Annotated in this window: 18 protein-coding genes; 4 read left to right on the forward strand and 14 right to left on the reverse strand. The window is 59.5% G+C overall.

The window, feature by feature from the left end; translation table 11 throughout:
- Nucleotides 1–288: 288 nt before the first annotated feature.
- The gene (arcC, locus tag DW943_RS07360) at nucleotides 289–1,251 is read right to left on the reverse strand and encodes a carbamate kinase (RefSeq protein ID WP_006235166.1); all 963 of its coding nucleotides are present in this window, start codon (nucleotides 1,249–1,251) and stop codon (nucleotides 289–291) included.
- A gap of 435 nt (nucleotides 1,252–1,686) precedes the next feature.
- Here arcC and DW943_RS10495 point away from each other — a divergent pair, with 435 nt between their 5' ends.
- Together DW943_RS10495 and DW943_RS07365 are read left to right on the forward strand one after the other, a co-directional pair.
- Nucleotides 1,687–1,836 carry a hypothetical protein gene (locus DW943_RS10495; RefSeq protein WP_158549138.1) on the forward strand — a complete coding sequence of 50 codons (150 nt, stop codon included), beginning with the start codon at nucleotides 1,687–1,689 and terminating at the stop codon, nucleotides 1,834–1,836.
- A gap of 107 nt (nucleotides 1,837–1,943) precedes the next feature.
- Nucleotides 1,944–3,305 carry an ATP-binding protein gene (locus DW943_RS07365; RefSeq protein WP_117862638.1) on the forward strand — a complete coding sequence of 454 codons (1,362 nt, stop codon included), beginning with the start codon at nucleotides 1,944–1,946 and terminating at the stop codon, nucleotides 3,303–3,305.
- Nucleotides 3,306–3,741: 436 nt separating this feature from the next.
- Here the strand turns inward: DW943_RS07365 and nifJ are convergent, their stop codons facing one another.
- The 6 genes from nifJ to DW943_RS07395 form a co-directional block, all read right to left on the reverse strand.
- Nucleotides 3,742–7,281, reverse strand: coding sequence for a pyruvate:ferredoxin (flavodoxin) oxidoreductase (gene nifJ, locus DW943_RS07370; RefSeq protein WP_055250750.1), 3,540 nt, complete (start codon nucleotides 7,279–7,281; stop codon nucleotides 3,742–3,744).
- Nucleotides 7,282–7,683: 402 nt separating this feature from the next.
- Nucleotides 7,684–8,622 (reverse strand): FHA domain-containing protein, encoded by a 939-nt coding sequence (locus DW943_RS07375; protein WP_117862639.1) that lies wholly within the window; start codon nucleotides 8,620–8,622, stop codon nucleotides 7,684–7,686.
- Between the two features lie 3 nt (nucleotides 8,623–8,625).
- Nucleotides 8,626–10,470, reverse strand: coding sequence for a hypothetical protein (locus DW943_RS07380; protein WP_117862640.1), 1,845 nt, complete (start codon nucleotides 10,468–10,470; stop codon nucleotides 8,626–8,628).
- Nucleotides 10,467–11,372, reverse strand: a complete 906-nt coding sequence (locus tag DW943_RS07385) for a hypothetical protein (RefSeq protein ID WP_117778769.1) — start codon at nucleotides 11,370–11,372, stop codon at nucleotides 10,467–10,469. The genes DW943_RS07380 and DW943_RS07385 overlap by 4 nt, the downstream gene beginning before the upstream one ends.
- 245 nt (nucleotides 11,373–11,617) lie before the next feature.
- On the reverse strand, nucleotides 11,618–12,214 hold the full coding sequence (gene recR / locus DW943_RS07390) for a recombination mediator RecR (protein ID WP_089573257.1): 597 nt from the start codon (nucleotides 12,212–12,214) through the stop codon (nucleotides 11,618–11,620).
- 13 nt (nucleotides 12,215–12,227) lie between these two features.
- Nucleotides 12,228–12,548 carry a YbaB/EbfC family nucleoid-associated protein gene (locus DW943_RS07395; protein WP_006235174.1) on the reverse strand — a complete coding sequence of 107 codons (321 nt, stop codon included), beginning with the start codon at nucleotides 12,546–12,548 and terminating at the stop codon, nucleotides 12,228–12,230.
- 339 nt (nucleotides 12,549–12,887) lie between these two features.
- On the opposite strand from DW943_RS07395, the gene DW943_RS07400 reads away from it, so the two are divergent.
- Complete coding sequence (locus tag DW943_RS07400; RefSeq protein ID WP_089573258.1) at nucleotides 12,888–13,355, forward strand: hypothetical protein; 468 nt, start codon at nucleotides 12,888–12,890, stop codon at nucleotides 13,353–13,355.
- Between the two features lie 22 nt (nucleotides 13,356–13,377).
- Here the strand turns inward: DW943_RS07400 and DW943_RS07405 are convergent, their stop codons facing one another.
- Entirely contained in the window at nucleotides 13,378–13,638 is a 261-nt protein-coding gene (locus tag DW943_RS07405; protein ID WP_089573259.1) for a hypothetical protein, read from the reverse strand.
- Nucleotides 13,639–13,692: 54 nt separating this feature from the next.
- Nucleotides 13,693–16,176, reverse strand: a complete 2,484-nt coding sequence (dnaX, locus tag DW943_RS07410; RefSeq protein ID WP_158549136.1) for a DNA polymerase III subunit gamma/tau — start codon at nucleotides 16,174–16,176, stop codon at nucleotides 13,693–13,695.
- 115 nt (nucleotides 16,177–16,291) lie between these two features.
- On the opposite strand from dnaX, the gene DW943_RS07415 reads away from it, so the two are divergent.
- Complete coding sequence (locus tag DW943_RS07415; RefSeq protein ID WP_117862641.1) at nucleotides 16,292–17,008, forward strand: hypothetical protein; 717 nt, start codon at nucleotides 16,292–16,294, stop codon at nucleotides 17,006–17,008.
- Nucleotides 17,009–17,113: 105 nt separating this feature from the next.
- Here the strand turns inward: DW943_RS07415 and DW943_RS07420 are convergent, their stop codons facing one another.
- From DW943_RS07420 to DW943_RS10385, 5 genes are read right to left on the reverse strand one after another with little or no spacing between them, the layout of a single operon-like run.
- Nucleotides 17,114–17,773 carry a DUF5028 domain-containing protein gene (locus DW943_RS07420; protein ID WP_117584193.1) on the reverse strand — a complete coding sequence of 220 codons (660 nt, stop codon included), beginning with the start codon at nucleotides 17,771–17,773 and terminating at the stop codon, nucleotides 17,114–17,116.
- 5 nt (nucleotides 17,774–17,778) lie between these two features.
- Nucleotides 17,779–18,423: an ATP-binding cassette domain-containing protein gene (locus tag DW943_RS07425; protein ID WP_089573263.1), complete on the reverse strand. Its 645-nt coding sequence runs from the start codon at nucleotides 18,421–18,423 to the stop codon at nucleotides 17,779–17,781.
- A complete protein-coding gene (locus DW943_RS07430; protein WP_147326479.1) occupies nucleotides 18,420–19,217 on the reverse strand; it encodes a hypothetical protein in 798 nt (265 codons plus the stop codon). The genes DW943_RS07425 and DW943_RS07430 overlap by 4 nt, the downstream gene beginning before the upstream one ends.
- A gap of 38 nt (nucleotides 19,218–19,255) precedes the next feature.
- On the reverse strand, nucleotides 19,256–20,137 hold the full coding sequence (locus tag DW943_RS07435; protein WP_117862642.1) for a hypothetical protein: 882 nt from the start codon (nucleotides 20,135–20,137) through the stop codon (nucleotides 19,256–19,258).
- A gap of 54 nt (nucleotides 20,138–20,191) precedes the next feature.
- A complete protein-coding gene (locus tag DW943_RS10385) occupies nucleotides 20,192–20,704 on the reverse strand; it encodes a hypothetical protein (protein ID WP_124785772.1) in 513 nt (170 codons plus the stop codon).
- Nucleotides 20,705–20,748: the final 44 nt, after the last annotated feature.

Here is a 20,748-nt window from a genome sequence, read left to right on the forward strand (position 1 = left end):
ACTTAAATGAGTAGTCGTTGGGGACGTTCTTGTTTGACTAGTCGTTTAAGAACGTCCCCAATGACTACCCGGAATGAGAGTGGATAATCTCCCACTTTTGGCCTGTATGCAGGCTCAAAGTGGGAGATTATCCACTCTCGTGATTTGGGCGCAGCGCGCAGCACTCCTCATGAACAGCGACCTCAATAGCAAAAGCCCCGCAGTCGGAGCGGACCGCGGGGCTCATGAAGAGAGGCTAGTTTGTGGGCGTCTTGCCTGGCGCCCACGGGAGAGGCAACGGAGTAGGGACTACTCGTGGATGCGGGTACCGGAGAGGCCGGCCATGGTCTCGGCGGCCTTGTCCAGGGCGCCGATGATGCAGGTGCGGCCCTTGCGGGAGCGGGCGAACTTGATGGCGGCGCGGACCTTGGGCTCCATGGAGCCCTTGCCGAACTGGCCCTCGTCGGCCAGGCGCTCGGCCTCGTCGGCGGTGAGGTCCTCGAGCTCCTCCTGGTTGGGCTTGCCGAAGTTGATGGCGACATGCTCGACGGCGGTCAGCAGGAACAGGACGTCGGCGTCGCAGTCCTCGGCCAGCAGCTCGCCGCCCAGGTCCTTGTCGATGACGGCGGGAACGCCCTTGTAGCAGCCCTTGTTCTCGTAGTCGCGGACGACGGGGATGCCGCCGCCACCGCAGGCGATGACGATGAACTCGTTGTCGAGCAGGTTGAGGATGGAGTCAGCCTCGACGATCTTCTTGGGATCGGGGGAGGCGACGACGCGACGCCAGCCGCGGCCGGAGTCCTCGACGAAGACCTTGGAGGGGTCCTCGGCCATGAACTCCTTGGCCTGCTCCTCGGTGTAGAAGGGGCCGATCGGCTTGGTCGGGTTCTTGAACGCGGGATCATCCGGATCGCACTCGATCTGGGTGACGACGGTGGCGGCGTGCCAACGCTTGTAGCGCTTGTGCATCTCGCGGCCGATGCCCTGCTGCAGGTGGTAACCGATGTAGCCCTGGGACATGGCGCCGCACTCGGGCAGCGGCATCTCGGGGGTGCCGATGGCGTCGTGGGCGGCGGCGAAGGCGTTCTGGATCATGCCGACCTGCGGGCCGTTGCCGTGGGTGATGATGATCTCGTTGCCCTGCTCGATAAGACCGAGGAGAGCGTGGGCGGTGTTGCTCACGGCCTCGATCTGCTCGACGGGGTTGTTGCCGAGGGCGTTGCCGCCGAGGGCGACGACAATACGATCGGGCTTGCCAAGAGGCTTAGACATTGCTGGAATCCTTTCTGTAAAAGGCCTACAACCCATTAATAACCCGCGTCCGTGCGATACGCGAGTTTATTAAGGTTTATATTCTCTTTATCGCTCATTTTATTCATTTTGAAAATACCTAAGCGGCGAACGGTCGATTTTACCCGCTCAGCGTAAAGAAGCCCAGTTCAGGCATATCTACGCCATTTACGTGCAACTTTATTTAAATAGAGCAGGGATTAGACCAGATTATGCAAACTATATCTTTGCTAAACACAAAACGGACAGCGCAATATCTTACTCGCACTATACGCGATTCTATACATTAATTTGACGAGTATGCACCCCTGCAAAAACATGGGGCTTTTCATCCAACATAAGGGATAGCCGATCGCGCTTCACCCCGCGGCAAGCGACTGCGAGTTCGCAGTATGGAACTTTACCGTCGGCTTCTGCATGAACGCTACCGACGCCCTTTCGCTCCTGCGCGCCCAAGCAGCCGAGAACGCTAACGGCGCCACTGTCAACCTGGCCACCCTCAACAACGGCGCCGCCAGCCTTTTCGCAAAGTACCGTGCTGGCTCGCTGGCTTTGAGGCCTAAGTGAGCTTTGCTATTTGCCAATTTTTGTATGATTTGGGTCAAATCTATTTGTCAATTTTTGTATGATTAGGGGCAAATCTATTTGCCAATTTTTGTCAATGAGGTGTTTTAATGCTACGCCGCAAAGTCACTGATAGGCTTTTGAGCTGGAAGAATAACTCCCATAAGGCCCTGCTTGTTACCGGTGCGCGTCAGATTGGCAAGAGCTATGCGATTCGCGCGTTTGGAAAGAGCAACTACGCTTCGTATTATGAGGTCAATCTGCTACTTGATGCCGAGGCAAGAGACGTACTTGTTGGCGCTAAGAACTCCATTGACTTCATCAACCGTGTGGCCCTTCTTGCGGATGCACCGCTTGTTGAGGGAGATACGCTTATCTTTGTCGATGAGATTCAGGAGTATCCGCAGATCGTTACACTTATGAAGGCGCTGGTCGAGGACGGACGCTTTAGCTATGTCTTCTCGGGGTCTATGCTTGGGACTGAGTTTAAGGGGATCTCTTCTTTCCCGGTGGGGTATGTCGAGCACATTGTTATGCGGCCAATGGATTTTGAAGAGTTTTGTTGGGCAAACAGCATCAGCGAGAATGTGCTTGCAGACATCCGCAGCTGCCTTGTCGAGAGGCGTCCCGTCGAAAATTTTATTCATGAGGCGATGCTCAAAAACTTTAGAGCTTATATCGTTTGCGGCGGCATGCCGGAGGTCGTTCAGAACTATATCGATTCGGGCTATTCGCTCGTGAGAACGCGTGAGCTTCAAATTCAGCTAGTCGATCAGTACAAAAGCGATATCTCTAAATATGCATCGACTCGAGCGTTTAACGTTCGCTCCATTTTCGAGCAAATTCCCGTTCAGCTTGAGGCGGAGTCCCATCGCTTTATCGTCTCGTCTCTAGGCGAGGGAGCTCGTCTTCAAAAATACGAGCAGGATTTCCTATGGCTGGTGAACGCAGGCGTTGGATTGATGGTCCCCCAGGTGACGGAGGCACGAAGTCCTCTCAAGAGGACGGAGAAAACGACGGCCTTTAAACTATACGAGTCCGATACAGGTATGCTCGCATCGCGGTATCCCGGCAGCACGGCACGCGCCGTCTACCTTGACATGAAAACCCCCAACCTCGGCGGCCTCTATGAGAACGTGGTCGCACAGGAACTCGTTGCCCTCGGAGCAGATACGTGGTACTACCAAACGCGTGAGGTCGGTGAAGTCGACTTTGTAATCGAAGGTGCCCGCGGGCATGTTGTCCCAATCGAAGTCAAATCGGGCAAGAAAGTTCGAGCACATGCAGCCCTCGACCGTTTGATGAGTGTGGGCGAGTACAAAATTCCCGAGGCCGTTGTGCTGAGCCACGAAAACCTTTGCAAAGAGGGCAAGATCCTTTACGTTCCAATCTATATGACATTCTGTCTCGATGAGTTTACGGAAAAGGACGACCCCAACAACGATTTCTCGTTTGCACCCATATCTCTCTAGGTCATCTGAGTCCGCAAGCCAGCCCCCACGCCCAAAGTACTGCGCCTTTCGCGCCAAAGGCGCGAAACAGCAAGGGGATAGAAGGCAGCGACAACCAACTCCCCCACTATGCCCAAAGTGCTGCGATGTTTCGCGCAAAGCGCGAAACAGCACTTTGGGCAGCAGAAGGCCACAATCAGCTAGCCCTCCATGCCCAAAGTGGCGCGTGGTTTCGCGGCCACGCCGCGAAACAGCGACCGGGACAAGGCACCCCCACAGCCACGTCCTTCATTCAGCCCCACAATCCGAGGACGTAGTCGTAGCAGGATCTGAGGGCTAACCTTCGCGGACACTCCGCAGGACGAAAGAACCCCCGCCGCACGTAGTGCGCAGCGGGGGTTCTTTCATGTCCGAGGACGTCCGCGAAGGTTAGCCCTCAGATCCTGCGGTGGGAGACCTAGGCCTCGTTGTACACCGTCTTGAGCTTCAACAGGTGAGCGTAGCGGTCCATAGCGGCCTGCTCGTTCTCCTTGAAGAGCTCCTCGGCGCGCTCGGGGAAGGAACGCGTCAGCGAAGCGTAACGGGCCTCGTTCATCAGGAACTCCTGATAACCGCCCGCGGGCTCCTTGGAATCGAGTGAGAACTTCTTGCCGGCAGCAGCCTCGGGGTTGAAGCGGAAGAGGTTCCAGTAACCGCACTCGACAGCCTTCTTCATCTCGGCCTGGCAGTTCTGCATGCCGCCCTTCTTGATGGAGTGCATCTCGCAGGGGCTGTAGCCGATGATGAGGGACGGGCCGTCGTAGGCCTCGGCCTCGTGGATGGCCTTGAGGGTCTGAGCCGGGTTGGCGCCCATGGCGACCTGCGCCACGTAGACGTAGCCGTAGCTCATGGCGATCTCGGCCAGGGACTTCTTCTTGGTCACCTTACCGGCAGCGGCGAACTGAGCGACCTGGCCCAGGTTCGAGGCCTTGGAGGCCTGACCGCCGGTGTTGGAGTAGACCTCGGTGTCGAAGACGAAGACGTTGACGTTGTGGCCGGAAGCCAGGACGTGGTCCAGGCCACCGAAGCCGATGTCGTAGGCCCAACCGTCGCCGCCGAAGATCCAGAAGGACTTCTTGGTGAGGTAAGCCTTGTCGGCGAGGATCGCCTTGGAAGCGTCGCAGCCGCACTTCTCGAGCTCGGCAACGTAGGCAGCGGCAGCGGTCTTGGAGGCCTCGGCGTCGTTGACGGAGTCGATCCAAGCCTGGCCGGCGGCCTTGAGCTCATCGGACGGACCATCGGCAGCGATGATGTCCTGGGTAGCGGCGATCAGCTTGTGCTGAACGGCCTCATAGCCAACGGCCATGCCCAGACCATGCTCGGCATTGTCCTCGAACAGGGAGTTGTTCCACGCCGGGCCGTGACCGTCCTTGTCCTTGCAGTAAGGAGCGGTGGCAGCGGGGTTGCCCCAAATGGAGGAGCAGCCGGTGGCGTTGGAGATGAACATGCGGTCGCCGGCAACCTGGGTCACCAGACGTGCATAGGCGGTCTCGGCGCAGCCGGCGCAGGAGCCGGAGAACTCCAGGTAGGGCTGCTTAAACTGGCTGCCCTTGACGTTGGCCGCGATGAGCTCCTTCTTCTCGGAGACGTTCTCGACCATGTAGTCCCAAACAGGCTGCTGGTCCATCTCCTGCTCGGTGGGAACCATCTCGAGGGCACCCTTGGGGCAGACCTTGACGCAGTTGGTGCAGCCCATGCAGTCGAGCGGGGACACGGCCATGGTGAACTTCATGCCCTTGGCCTTGGGGCCCATGGCGTCGAGCGTACGGGTAGCCTCGGGCGCGGCGGCAGCCTCGTCCTCGGTCATCGCGAACGGACGGATGGTGGCATGCGGGCACACGTAGGCGCACTGGTTGCACTGGATGCACTTGGTCTCGTCCCAGTGGGGAACGACCACGGCGACGCCGCGCTTCTCGTATGCGGAGGCGCCCAGCTCAAACTGGCCGTCGGCGCAACCGACGAAGGCGGAAACAGGCAGGCTGTCGCCGTCCATGCGATCGATGGGCTCGAGCAGGTTCTTGACCTGCTGGGCGATAGCGGACTTGGTCTCCTCGGAGAGCTCGACGGGAGCGGCATCCTCGGCGGTAGCCCAGTCGGCCGGAACCTCGAACTTACGGAAGGCGGTAGCGCCGGCATCGATGGCCTTGTGGTTGGCGTCGACGATAGCCTGGCCCTTCTTCATGTAGGACTTGGTAGCCGCGTCCTTCATGTACTGCAGGGCGTCCTCGGCGGGCAGGACCTTGGCCAGCGCAAAGAAGGCGGACTGGAGCACCGTGTTGGTGCGCTTGCCCATGCCGACCTTAGCGGCCAGGTCGATAGCGTCGATCAGGTAGACGTTGACGTTGTTGTTCGCGATGTAGCGCTTGGCCACGGCGGGCATGTGCTCGGCGAACTCCTCGTCGCTCCACTGGCAGTTGACCAAGAAGGTGCCGCCCGGCTTGACGTCGCGGACCATCTTGAAGCCCTTAACGATGTAGCTGGGGTTGTGGCAAGCGACAAAGTCGGCCTTGGTCACGTAGTACGGCGAACGGATCGGGGAATCACCAAAGCGCAGGTGCGAGACGGTGACGCCGCCGGTCTTCTTGGAGTCGTACTGGAAGTAGGCCTGGACGTACTTGTCGGTGTGGTCGCCGATGATCTTGATCGAGTTCTTGTTGGCGCCGACGGTACCGTCGCCACCCAGACCCCAGAACTTGCACTCGATGGTGCCGGGGGCTGCGGTATTGGGCGCATCCTCGGCCTCGGGCAGGCTCAGGTTGGTCACGTCATCGACAATGCCAATGGTGAACTCGCGCTTGGGCTCGTCCTTCTTGAGCTCCTCGAAGACAGCGAACGCGGACGCGGGAGGCGTGTCCTTGCTGCCCAGGCCATAACGGCCGCCGACGACCTTGATGCCCGTCTTGCCGGCCTCGTAGAGAGCGGAGACGACGTCCTGGTAGAGCGGCTCGCCGATGGAACCCGGCTCCTTGGTACGGTCCATGACGGCGATCTTTTTGACGGTCTCGGGGAGAACGTCGACGAAGTGCTTGATGGAGAACGGACGGAACAGACGAACCTTGACCAGGCCGACCTTCTCACCGTGAGCGTTGAGGTAGTCGATGACTTCCTCGAGCACGTCGCAGAAGGAGCCCATGCACACGACGACGCGATCGGCATCGGGAGCGCCGTAGTAGTTGAACAGGCCGTAATCGGTGCCGAGCTTCTCGTTGATCTTCTTCATGTAGCCCTCGACGACGGCGGGAAGCTCGTCGTAGACCTTGTTGCAGGCCTCACGGTTCTGGAAGAAGATATCGCCGTTCTCGTGGCTGCCGCGGGTGTGCGGGTGCTCAGGGTTGAGCGCATGGTCGCGGAAAGCCTGGACGGCGTCCATGTCGCACATCTCGGCCAGATCCTTGTAGTCCCACATGGCGACCTTCTGGATCTCGTGGCTGGTGCGGAAGCCGTCGAAGAAGTTAAGGAACGGGGTCTTACCCTCGATGGCGGCAAGGTGAGCCACCGGCGAGAGGTCCATGACCTCCTGGACGTTGCCCTCGGCAAGCATGGCGAAGCCGGTCTGACGACAGGCCATGACGTCGGAGTGATCGCCAAAAATGTTCAGGGCGTGGGAAGCGACGCAACGCGCGGAGACGTGGAAGACGCCCGGGAGCTGCTCGCCCGCGATCTTGTACATGTTCGGGATCATCAGGAGCAGACCCTGAGAAGCCGTGTAGGTGGTGGTCAGAGCACCGGCGCCCAGCGAACCGTGAACGGTACCGGCTGCACCTGCCTCGGACTCCATCTCGACGACCTTGACCGGGGTGCCGAAGATGTTCTTGCGACCCTGGGCCGCCCACTGGTCGACATGGTCGGCCATCGGGCTGGACGGCGTAATGGGATAGATTCCCGCTACCTCGGTGTACGCATACGAAACATATGCGGCCGCCTCGTTGCCGTCCATAGACTTAAACTTACGCGCCATATACCCCTCTCCTCTCATATAGGTATACAGGCCCCGGCGATCGCCGGGATGTTGGCGTGATGGGATTTACGCTGTTGCTTCCAATCATCTGGCAGGCAGGCTCAGCAGCAGGTACGTGGCGTGGAGAGAAGACATGCCGAGGCGAGGGGCAACTGATGCGCCCCACAGACCCGACCGCCCGTCTTGCACATGACCGAGCGCCGCAAAGGCCGCATGCCGGATGCTCCCGGGCACGCCCCGGCGATGGGAAGCGCCCGCAACGGAAATCCGCATGCGGGTTTATTGTACCCCGCCGTCAAGTGTAATTTCGGCAAATATAGGCGGGCGGTAAAGGTTTACCTCGGGTGACTGCCGGGAGCAAAATGATCCCTTGGGGACGGAGGGACCATTTGGCGGGACTGGCTAGAGGGCACCGAAGAGGATGGCGTAGGTAGTGGATTCGCCGAGCTTGAGCTCGTCGCCGGGATTGAGTTGGGCGGAACGGCCGGGCTCGACCTGAATGCAGACGCGCGTGGCCCCGTTTACCACCACGGTTCCGTTGGTGGACGACAAGTCCTCGACGTGCCAGATATTTTGAGCATCGCACCAGATATGGGCATGGCGGGCCGAGACATCGTCGCCGACGTCGGTAATATCGCCCTCACCAGTGGCCAGCGCACCAATCTCAACACCCTGCTCACTCGGCTGAATCCAGCGCGGGGCGCTCACGACAAAACTGTTTTGTACGCGCAGCAAGCCCAAGGGGTGCGCCGGAGCGGGTTCGCGTTCGCCCGCGGTCATCGACATGCCAAGCGAACGCGGCGTGGAGGTGCCTCCGCCACAGGTCGCGTGCGCGTAGTCGATGGCATAGTTCACCGAGGACCGCACATCCGCCGAACAACCGACGGCGACAAACAGCACCAGCACGGCCTCGGCGCGCTCGGCGGGCATGAGTTCCGCCGCCTGGGACAGGCGATCGAGCGCGTTGCGATAGAGATTCGTGTCCTGATGGCACTCTTCGAGCGCGCGTACCATCGGTTCACCTGCAGGACCGCACACCATATTGATCACAGCCGTGGAGTCCATGGGATTTCGCTGGCGCAGGGCCAGTTGCGACATAATACGCGCAGCCGAGGTACCGTATTCGGCAAAGTAGCGCTGCTGAAGCGTGCCGACCGGCGCGCGAACGATAAAGCGGGAAACCCAAGAGCGATCGGCGGCTCGGCTCTGCGGGCTGCGGCCGTCGGCGAGCGGACGGGACGAAAGCACCAGGCCGCACAGCTCGATATGGCTCAGATGCGCCGCGCGCTTAAAGATGTCAAACATGGCCCCGCATGGGGTGAGCTTAACTTGAGATGCCATGACCTAGGCCTCCTTGGTCGTAGAAATAGAATCGGACGATACTTCGACAGGTCCGCCAAAAGTACGGGCAGCTGCGGCTCCACCGGCAAGCGGAGTCGCCATCTGGGCTTTTGTGCGTCGCGGTGCCGAAACGGGAAGTTCAAAGGCAAAGCCCATCGCAAGCAAAAACCACGTAAGCGTATAGGTTGCAACCAGAGCGGCAACAAGGCCGCCCATCACGGCGCGTTGGGAAAATACGCTACATGCAGCCACAACCAGCACCGGAACCTCGCAGGCAGAAAGCGCAAGCACACCCTGTAGGAAGCCCGAACGCCGATCGCGCGCAAGTGTCCCCGCGGCAACGCCGGCTATACCTGGCAGCGCCAACGCCAGTGCGGCAATAATACCCGGTAGCGACCCAGACCACACGAGCGATCCCAAAGTCGCCGTCACGCGAGCGCCCGACGCCAGCAGCGCGGCCGAAACCACGACCACAGCCCAAACCACGCCACAGACGACCGTCGCGCCGACCATCAGCGCGCGACGAACCGCGCGGCCGGACGCATCCATGGGGCACGGCGTGAGCGGCTCGCCGCGGAGCGAACGACCGACATTTTGCGTATAGTGGTCACAAAACGCCGAGAGCGCCGCCTCGACCGCCGCCGGCTCGGGACGATCTTTTTGATGGCTGGACAGACAGGCCATCACCACGTCGAACAGCTGGGCATCGACAAACGCCAGCGCATCGCGTAGCTCTTCGGAATCCGGCTCAAGCCCTAGCTGCTGGGCCTGCTCGGCCGCGGCGAGCGCCACATCGGGCTCACGACGAAGCAGCTGAGTCAAATCGCAACCGGGCGCATGGGCACCAATGGGATAGTCGGGCCGCGTGTCCATCTTGAGACGGTAGGGGCTCGCGATGTCGCGCGTCTTTTTGCGCGAACCCGAGGTGCCCGAAGTGCTCGGCGCGGCTTCGTATGGTGCGACGCCGGCAATGAGCTCGTAAACCGTGCTTGCCGCGGCATAGACGTCAATCGCCGGCGACATACGCAAAGCGCGCAGGTCGGGAATATCGTCGGTGAGCATCTCGGGCGGGGCATAGGCAACCGTCGCGCGACGCAGCGTGGCATAACGCTCCGTAAACGACGCCTTGCCGCCGGTACCGGCCACGACCGACGCAGGCTCGAGCGCCAGCGACGAGCCAAAGTCGATCAGGCACAGGTCAAAGGCGCCCTCGGCAAGCTGCCGGTCAAGCGGTAGACGCGCCGTGCGCACCATAATATTAGCGGGCGAGATATCGCGATGGACAAAGCCCTCCCCCACCAGGCTCATGCGGCAGAGCAGATCGAACAGGTCGCGACCCAGACGCGCCGCCACAAGCGGCGACAGGCGTCCGGCATCGTCCACGGCAAGTCGCGAACGCAAGCGGGCAAGCGTCTCGCCCTCGACCCATTCCATGACAATTGCAGGCACACCGTCGACCTCGCCCCAGCCATAGAGGCGGGGAAAGCCCTTAAGGCCCGAAAGGGCGCGATGGCATTCATATTCCTCGCGAAACGCCGCCTTGAACTTGGCGACCAGCGCCTCGTGAGTTGCATCGTCGTCAAACTCATCGCGCGTCGGCAAGATGAGCTGCTTGAGCGCCACGGCCTCGCCTTGGGCGTTGACGGCACGCGTCACGCGGCCGATACCGCCACGGCGCATGGTGGCATCGTCGGCAAACAGCATCATAAAACGACGCAGATAGGCAGGCAGTTCGTCCTGACCGAGCGCAATGGCCGGCTCAAACCCGTCGACACGCGCCAGGCGCAGGCCGACCATGGGATCGCGACCGAGCGATTGTGGTGTGGTGGATGCAAGATCGGTCATCATAGGGCAAGCGCCGCCATGTTATTGTTGAAGTTACCGAGCGCAACGTCATCATCGCCGTAATGGCCGACCCATTGACATAGGTTGGTGTAACAGCCCCACAGATTGGCATACTGCTGATACCACTTTGACCGGGGCGAGAATGTCTGACGACCGAACTCGGCTCGAATGACAAACATCTCCCCGACCAGGCTGTCGCACGGCCTGGGATCTCCCGTAGAGTTATAGGTCGAGACCACGTCATTGGCACGAGAAACATAGCCGTCGAGCATGTTGTACTTGGTCACAAGCCAACTGTGAATGCTCTCTTCCTCAGCAGCGGAAAGGCCACCGGAGTTCGCATCGTTGTCAGTGTTGCCGCCCGTCGAGCCGCCGTTTCCAGACCCTCCGGCAGAGGAACCCGATCCAGAACCGCCGCCCGAACTCGACGAATCCGAGCCGGAGCCAGAAGTATCCGAGTTACCGGGCTTTCCGGACTGCTGGGCGTCCTGTTCCTTCTGCTGCTCGACCTTATTCACCGTTGCCGCCACGCTATTGTTGGACAACCGATCGATGATCTTGGTGTTGGTGAGCACGATGGTTTTGCCATTGGCAAGCGTGACTTCGTTGTCCGGGGCCTCGGCGCCGTCCGCGTCGTCGGTGCCAAACACAATATGCGCGACCACACTTGCCCAAGCATATCCAGTCGTGGTGCCCAGATCACTTTTGACCTCATGCCCCACGCGCGGTTCGCGTGCGGCATGTGCCTGCATCATGGACGGCACGGTCATGCCATAGGCAGAAACGCCAGCTATGACCAGCACCAGCGAGCAAGACAGCAGTGCGTACGCCCGCGGCGCCAAGCCCAGTCGGCGTCGCATGCGCACCGCGGCGCCGCGCTTTGTCTGAGTGCCACCGGGCCGCATGCGTTCTCCTCCAACAAAAACACGCCGCTCGGGAGCGGCGCATTCATTCGAATCCATATTTGAGTGTATCAGCGAACCCAAAAGGTTGCGCAACGAATGGGCAAATTAAGGATGCGAGTGGAAGCATCCATGCGATAAGCGGATACAAAGTATCTTTGTTGCACAACAAACTTATAGTCGCACGGGGAAATTATGACTGCCCCGTGCGTCGCCAGGAAAACATACGGCAGGAGCAGGCTCGCCACCTAAATCGTGCGACGGGCCTCAATGGCGCGCCCAAGCGTAAGCTCGTCGGCATACTCCAGGTCGCCGCCCACGGGCAGGCCGCTCGCCAGACGCGACACCTCAACGCCCAGCGGCTTGATAGTGCGGGCCAGGTAGCTCGCCGTGGTCTCGCCCTCAATATTGGGGTTGGTGGCGATGATGACCTCATGGATATCCTCGTGGCCCAAACGCGCCAGCAGCTCGCGGATGTGCAGCTGCTCGGGACCAATCTTGTCCATGGGGCTGATCACGCCGCCCAGCACATGGTACAGGCCATGGTAGCTGCCCGTGCGCTCGATTGCCTGGACGTCGCGCGGCTCGCCCACCACGCAAATGCGAGTAGTGTCGCGCATCGAATCCTGGCAGATGGAGCACTCGTCGGCCGTGGCGTAGTTAAAGCAACGGCTGCAAAAGTGGACCTCCTGCTTAACCTCCAGGATGGCCTCGGCCAGGCGGCGGGCCTCCTCGGCATCGGCCTCGAGCAGGTAATAGGCGATGCGCTGGGCCGACTTGGGACCAATGCCCGGCAGACGGCCCAGCTCATCGAGCAATTTTTGCAGACTATGGTTGGCACTCATATATATGCGTGTCTTAGAACGGCATGCCCGGGATGTTGAGGCCGCCGGTGATGGCGCCCATCTGCTTGTTGGCAAGCTCGTTGACACCGCGGACGGCCTCGTTGACGGCAGCCATGATCATGTCCTGCAGCATATCGACGTCCTCGGGATCGAGGGCATCGGGGTCGATGGTGAGGTTGACGAGCTCCATCTCGCCGTTAACGGTCACCTTGACCATGCCGCCGCCGGCAGAGGCGTCGACGGTCTGGGACTTAAGGTTTTCCTGCGCGGCGGCAAGCTGCTCCTGCATCTTGCGAGCCTGCTTCATCATTTGCTGCATGTTCATACCGGCCATGATGGCTCCTTTACGTGCGGCCGCGCGACAAGCTGCAAGGGCAGCCGGAGCGCGACGGGACTTTCAAACTCAAAAATCGTACCACGGCGCGGGGCAAGCAAGCGGGGCGGACACGCTACCTCAGTCGATATACATGTCCTCTAATACAAACCACGCGCAAAGATTATGCAAGGCCGAATTATGCAAGGTTGCATAATATCGCATACTCAATCTAGTAGAGCCGAATCCGGCATTTCATGTGTGCCACTAAATAGCTAAATGCCAAACCGCTGCTCGAGGCGGAGCACATGGCGGCAGGGTATAATTTGATTGTCATAGATTGCAATTTGGAGGTGCCCCATGAATGCCCCCGACGCGCTCCAAAACATCCGCTCAAAACACCCCGTTGCATATGTGGTTCTCTATCTCTTTGTCGGCTGGGCATTGCTGGTTGTCATCACCCATGCCATAGCTTTTGGAGCAGAACTGCTGATAGCCAGCTCGGACCAGCCCGTCGTCAAATGGGAGACGACCGATGAATGCACCGACGGAACCCGAACCATTTACTACAACAGCCCGTCCCTCTACCAAGAGTTCAAGGTCAAGATAAAGGACTCCAAGATTGTCGATGCCGAACTGGGCTCTTTATTTACAATCGGAGCAACCGTCAACGCCGAGCAAGTCGAGTACACGGACGGCCATGCGACGTATCGTATCGACCTCAGCATCCTAGGCCGACCGTCACGCGCTTGTCTGCTCGAATGCGATATACGCGGCACCACACTACACATGTCCGAAATACAGATGCGCCCGGACAAAAGAAAGTGATATGTGGCCGAGTCGGAAGAGACTAGGCATAGACTCGTCCGCCTTCGTAGGCAAAACGCAGGATGAGCGGGGCATTGTTACGCACGAAATCATCGAGTTCTTTGAGGTCCGCTTCGCTAAAGCCCTCATGTGACACCCAATTGAATGCCGGCAAGATACACTCCGCCGCGTCAAAACCCCAATCGCGCGGGCGCTCCACAACGACCTTCACCGTGTTGTCCTCACGGACTTCGGAATACGAAACTTGCGTATCGTCCTCGAGGCGGACATATTCCCACATCATAAGCTCGCTCCGTTCAAAGAAGTCTCTTCCTGAGCAGTATACCCGCCCGTACAGCTACTCCACCGGTTTGAAGATGGTGGACTGGCCGAAGACGCTGCGGATGAGGGCTTTGGCCTCGTCCTCGGTCTGCGGGATGCTTGGGGCTGCGCCTTGATGGCCGAAGGGGCTGCCCGCGCCGGGGTTGGACTCCCAGGGAGCCGCAGGAGCGTCCTCCTCTTTGGGGGCAGTTGCAGCGGGCTTGGGCGCGGACGCCGCACCCGGCACGTCGAACGGGGGCAGATCGTCCCCGCCGGCATCGGCAGCAAAACCGCCGACCATGACATCGTCGTAGGGAACCTGCTCGGATTCCCACGGCGCAGACGGCGCGGCGGGCTGAGCCTTGGGAGCGGACGCGCGCTCGGGCGCTCGGGGTGCGGGCTCGGTCGGGAGCTTGCCCGTGGCAGGAGCACCGGCGGGATTGTCGGAGCGTAGCCAGGGGGCCTTAGCTAGGTCGGATGACTTGGGCGCAGGCGCGGCAGCGGGCTTGGGCGCGGGAGCCGGAGCAGCCGGTTTGGGCGCCGCGGGCTTAGGCGCCGACAGGGTCGGTGCCGCTACCGGCGCCGCTTTTGGCTGCGTCGCGCTGGCGCTCGAGGATACAGGGGCCGCCGAGGACACGGGTTGCGGGTCCGCAGATACCGCAGCCCGTGCAGATGGAGAATGCTCCTCATGTTGAGGAGCCGGCGTGCCACCCCCATCCAGGACATAGTCGACGGTACGACGACCGAAGACCGCGCAAACCGTCGGCAGGACCACCGACTGCGTATCGGCGCGACCGAGCATCTTAATGGCAAAAGTCGAACCCGCGGGGAACGAGACCGTGAGCTTGGAGCCGTCGTCGGCCGTGGCGCGGGCGTTGAGCAAAAGCCCTGCGTAGGAAGCCTGACGCGCCTTGACACGCTCGACAACCTCGGCCCATTTGCGCTGCAGCTCTCCGGCATCCTCGACCGCGGGCGTCTCGGCAGTACCGGCGGCAGCAACCTGGGCGGCATTGTTGGACTGGGGCTTAGGTACCGGAGCGGTGGCAGGCGCGGGGGCCGCAACGGGCTGAGGCGTCGGAGTCGGCGCAGACTGAGGTGCAGGCGCTGCAGGCTTGGAAGCTGACACGGACGCAGAACGGGACGCAGGCTGGGCAGCCGGAACAGCAGCACCACGGTCCCAAGGCATACCGCCCTGGCGCGCGGACGTACCAGCGGGGGCAGCGGATGCCGCCGGAGCGGCAGCACGGGCGCCCGAAATGAGCGTCGGCTGCTGGGCAGCAGCGGGTACGGATGCTGCAGGCGCGGCGGCCTGAGCAGCAGCCACGCTCGCCGGCACGGCGCCGTTGGCAACCATGGCCTCCAAGCGAGCCACGCGCTCGGCCAATGCCTCAATCGTTAAATCGGCCTCGGGACGTGCCAGGCGCGTGCAGGCGATCTCGAGCACCAGGCGCACGTCGCTCGCGCCCCTCATCTCCAGTGCGGCATCGTCGAGCACCGTCAGCACACGGGCCAGGCGGTCGGCAGGATGCTCGCCAAAGGCAGCGGCCTCGGCAGCAAGCGCCTCGGCCTGCTCGGAGCCGCCCTCAAACAGCTCGGCACGGGCACCGGCAACGCAGGCAACGTACACGTCACGCACATGCGCCACCAGGTCGCGCGTCAGCTCCAGCAGGTCGTTTCCTTCCTCGACCTGCGCACGGATCAGTCCATAGAGCTCGGCAACATTGCGATCGGCAATGGCGCGGGCAAACTCGCCCAGAATCTGGTCCGAAACCTCGCCTAAAAGCGAGCGGGCGTCGTCCGCATGCACAGAACCGTTGCCAAAGACGCTCAGCTGTTCCAGCGTGGACAACGCGTCGCGCATGCCGCCCTTGGCATGGCGCGCCACGATAGCCAGCGCCTCATCGTCGTAATCGAAGCCCTCCTGCTCGCACACGTATGCCAGGCGACGCTCAATATCCTCGTTGCCGATGCGATGGAAATCGAAACGCTGGCAGCGCGAGAGGATGGTCTCCAGAATCTTTTGCGGGTCGGTGGTGCACAGCACAAAGATCACGTGTGCCGGCGGCTCCTCGAGCGTCTTGAGCAGCGCGTTGAACGCCGCCGTCGTGAGCATGTGGACCTCGTCGATGATATAGATCTTGTACTTGCCGCGCACCGGGGCAAAGTTGACGGAGTTGATGATTTCCTCGCGCACATTGTCCACGCCCGTGCGGGAGGCGGCATCGAGCTCGTAGACATCGGGGTGGTTACCCTCGGCAATGAGCTCGCACTCCTCGCAAGTACCGTCGGGCATGCAGCCGCTTGCACCCTCGGCGCGCGCCGCCTCGGCATTGCGGCACAGCAGCGCCTTGGCCAGAATGCGCGCCATGGTGGTCTTGCCCGTGCCGCGCGGTCCGCAGAACAGGTAGGCGTGGGACAGACGCCCCTCGGTGATGGCGTGCTCGAGCGTCGAGACGATATGCTGCTGGCCCACCACGGAGTCAAAGGTGAGCGGGCGATACTTTCGGTACAACGATTCCATGGGTGCTCCCCCGGGTATACTGAGTCTTGTTGCCGCGGCGGCCATGCGGTCGCACGGCATACTGCACTCATAATAACCCGTACGGCGAGCCCGCCGCGATAGGAGTCCAAAGAGTATGGCAGACGCAGAGAGCAACCTCATTCCCTCCGAAGCAGCCGACCAGGTCGAGGTCGCGCTCGAGGCGCAGGCAGCAGCCGATGACGGCATCCTGTACCTCAACGAGTATCAGTACGAAAACGATCTGGTCACCGACTTCGCCCGCCTGGTCGCCTCGCCCAGACGCCGCGGCTCCCTGTATGTTGCCGCCGCCATTGCCGCCCTGCTGGGTATTGGCATGCTGGTAGCCGGTGGCAACTGGATCAAGTTTGGCGTCGTCTTGATCGTATTCGGCGCCTTTTTGGCCTGGTGGAGCAAAAACCTGCACCACACCCTCGCCCGCGACTTTATCGACGCCGTTGAGGCCGACGAGTCCATGGGTGGCCGCTATCGCCGCGTCGCCGCCAACGAGGACGGCCTGATGGTTTGGGGCACGAGCGGCAAGTCGCAGTTCTTCCCGTTTGAAAAGCTCGACCACGTGCTCGACGGCGAGCGCATCTTTGTGGCCATGTTCGCCGACCAGGGCGTGACGATCCCTAAGGACACCTTTGTCCGCGGCGATGCCGAGCAGTTCGGTCCCTTCCTTAAGACGCGCATCAACAAAAAACTCCGCATCGAGACCAAACGCAAGAAGATGAAGGCAGAAAAGGCCGCTGCCGAAGCAAAACAGGGCGACAAGCCCCAGGAGACCAAGGGCAAGCAGCGCAAGCAGAAGAAGAGCAAGAAGAAGCGGTAGGCCGGCCGACACCGAAGGCGCCTCGTCCCGCGCCCGATTCCGGGCCGGGGCGCCTGGAATCGGGCGCGCGTACCGCCAATGGACCCGTTTTGCCTTGCTCTCGAGCTATTTCACTTCAAACCTTAAGAGCCTCCGCTCCGGCAGATCGGTCATCTTCATCGTGTAAGTCCCGGGAAATGCTTTCTCAAAACGGACGGTCTCGTAACCTTCGAAATAGTCGTTGGTGTTCTGCATCATAAATGGGACGAGCAACTCGTTTTCTGCCCCAACCTCCACGGCAAACGCAGCAGAGCCGCCAAGGACCGGCATGGCTTGCGTTATCAGATCGGTATTGACTACAAAATCATAGTTTGGCGCAGACTCCGGAACCAGATGCCAAACATACGCTTTGATTCCACCGTCGATATTATCCCTATTTCTGACACGCATCTTTACGGCGATAACGCACGTGATGTCGGCATCCTTCAGTCTCGTTTTCGTATCCACGGTGCCATATTTTGAATAATCGTCATGTGCTCGTTTGAGATACTCGCGCGGCGTGAGCAACTCTGCCCCGTCTATGCAAAACGAATACCCATCAGTCACCACATCCTTCGACCCCAGAAACGCTCCATCCATCGAGAGCCATTCGCCCTCCGCGTAATATTTCTCAGGAATGACCGTCCGGTTCCCGTTAACGACGCTCACCCTCATGCCCGCAAGGCCGGCAGCAGCACAGCAAAAAAGCGCGAGCGCCGATCTTCTCGTCCACAGGGTCTTCTTCATCGCGCTCACGACCTTTCCCGAACTTTCACAACGGCACCGTCGCGCATGCAGTAAACCCGATCGGCCAGTTCCTCGAGCACCTCTCCGTCATGGCTGGACAGAAGGACCTCACGACCCGTTGATGCCGCCATCGCCACAACGCGCTTGAGCATTTCAACGCCCGCTTCGTCGAGGGCATTCGTTGGCTCATCGAGAACAAGCAGCTTCGGCTTCTCCATAATTGCCGCAGCTATCCCCAGACGCTGCTTCATCCCAAGCGAGTATGCTCGGAACTTCTTTTTTTCGTCTGCATCGAGCCCCACGAGCCGCAGGGCAGAGCGAATGTCCTCGGGGGTGGCAACGCCCTTGATCTGAGCGATGAGCTTCAGATTGTCGTAGCCAGACAGATATCCCAAAAAGGAAGGCGCCTCGATCAACATCCCCAGACTCGGCGGGAACGAGATGTCCGCCCCAAGCCTTTGGCCATCGATAGAGATTTCGCCTTCGGTAGGCTTGATCAACCCGCAAACCGCTCGCATGAGCATGGTCTTACCCGAACCGTTTATCCCCTGAAGCCCGACCACAGTCCCAGGGTCAACCTCGATGGACACGTTGCGCAGGACATCGTTTTTACCCATGCGCTTCGATACGCCCCTTACGATCACACTCATATCTTGTCCCCCTTTTCTATAAGGTCGGCCCTTCGAAACCACAGTCCACCCAACGATAGGCATAACGACATAAGCCCAATTGATGACAAGACACTCGAGCCCGCCGCGATTCCCTCTTTGACAATTCCACCCCAGCGCAACAGCATCAAGGCGTTACCCAATAGCGCCCAATGTCGTGCATATGCCGAGCAGATCAGGTAGCTCATTAAAACCACAAACGAGACTGACGACCCAAGCACAAACCCAACCGCTGCCTGCGCAAACGCAAGCGCCTCAAAAGCAAATAAGAGACCTATGAAAAACGGCAGCGCATCTGCCTCGGCAGCTTTGAGAAACCACGGCGCCAAATTAGCCAGTTGAAGCGACTCACCATGAATGACCGCGCTGAACGAGGAGCTCACCACCAAGCTCCAAATCACAACAGAGCAAACCACCACGAGCAGTGAAAATGCCGTTACTGCCGCCACCAAGATAAAACGCGAGACCCACCAAAGGGTTCTTGCCCGGCATCGAACAAGCGCTTGCAAACCAAACCCGTGCAACGATTCGGTCGGATAGTCGAGTGTTGTATAGAGAATAAGCAGAATGAGAAATAGCCATCCTAGCGGAGGCACAAACATGACCCCGGGCCTAGGCTCAAACGGAGCAGATCCGGCAAACACGAGCGCAAGATTATCCGCAAACCCCAAGGTATCCGTTCTAACCCCATACACAGAAGACAATCCGTAGGCGTACACCAAGTTCGCAACGGTCACTGCCGCAATTGCAATAAAAGTGATGATGTTCTTCTTCAAAACGGTCCTCAGGTCCGCGGCGACCAGCCTAAACAGCATCAGACCACCTCGCGTCTTTTCCACGCCCCAGAAAAAGCCAACGAAGCAAGGGTCAATAATATGATTTCCGCAAAACCGGCTCGAATGTCTGGCCAGTTATTCAGCGATTCCGACCTGATGCTGTTGAGGATATTGCAGTTAAACCCCACACAAGCCATTACGCCGAAGATCCAGCCATTTGCAAAATGCCACGCAACCATTAGCAGATACGGGACAATTATCGCTTTGATTCTGCTACGAAACAAAATTGAGAAGCCAGTTACAGCCATGGATAAAGTCCCGAGCGTGACAGCATCGAACAGCGTGTATGCGAGCACATATGACAAAGGATGCGAATAAAATAGACCGGAGAAGTAGCTATGCAGGTAAAGTCCTACGTAAGTCGACTCATCGACCCGAGGAAGATACGCAGGAAAAAGCATCGAGACGATCAGGAAATTGACGAGCAGAGGAATGGCAGCCACTGTAAACGCGGAGAGGAAAGCAGACAGCATCTTTACGTTCACGTACGCCTTTCTGGAAACGCGCGTGCATATCTGCATGTCATAACCACTCAAACGCTCAAAGAGACACGACCAAGATCCAGCCAACATTGCAAGCAGGGGCAGTGCATAGAAAAACACCGACGCAGACAGTGGCGCGTTCGCGCTCACAACAATCCAGTTACCGAAGCTGCTTTCACGTGTTTGACCGAGATAATTTTCGGCTTGCACGCCAACGCCGTAACCAAAAGAAAGAAGGTTGTGGCGCTCTTTTTCCAAATTTGCCCACGGCTCCAGCGCGGCAGCTATTGCAACTGCGACCGCAATCAAGAGAGCAAGGATAAAAGCTGGACGTCTAATCGTTTTCGACAGTTCGTATCTTGCGAGCTTTTGGTTCATACGTCCTCCTCCCCCTTCCGACCCAGAAAGCCGGAAGGGAGCCATTTCAAACAACTATGCGGGAAGCTTGTGGAAATGCCCGACGCAGTCGGGGCTCCATACGCCAATAACAGTGCCGTAGCCAGACTCCGCCCATGCAGTCAGTCGCGCCGCAGATCGCCCGTTCTCACGGACGAGGTTATACATTTCCCACTGTCCCTTGTGATTCGAACGATACGTTCCCTGAGTACAATTCATGCTGCCGCTACCGCTTGTGTTATACGCACCGTCTGTATATAACCGAAGCGGATTTCCCGTATGGCCCTGGATATCCAGATAGAGCGATGAGGAATCATCCTTTTGACGGTAGCCAGTTGCACTCGTCCCGGCACATTGAAAACTAAATGCCTTATCGGCATTGTTCGTACAGGTCGTAATTCCCGTATCGGCGTTTTGAGTAATGCTGGAAACCTGAGAGGTGTCAAACTCCTCTTGTGCAAACGATGCAGCGGGAACCCCTAGGGACAGACCAGCTGCAATCACCAAGCCGACTCCGATTCGAGCAATAGCGCTCCTTGGCTTAATCATGGCCTTCTCCAATCAAAAGCGGTTAACAATGCGTCGACGCACGG

The organism is Collinsella sp. AM44-11, assembly GCF_003467145.1.
Classification (GTDB): Bacteria; Actinomycetota; Coriobacteriia; order Coriobacteriales; family Coriobacteriaceae; genus Collinsella.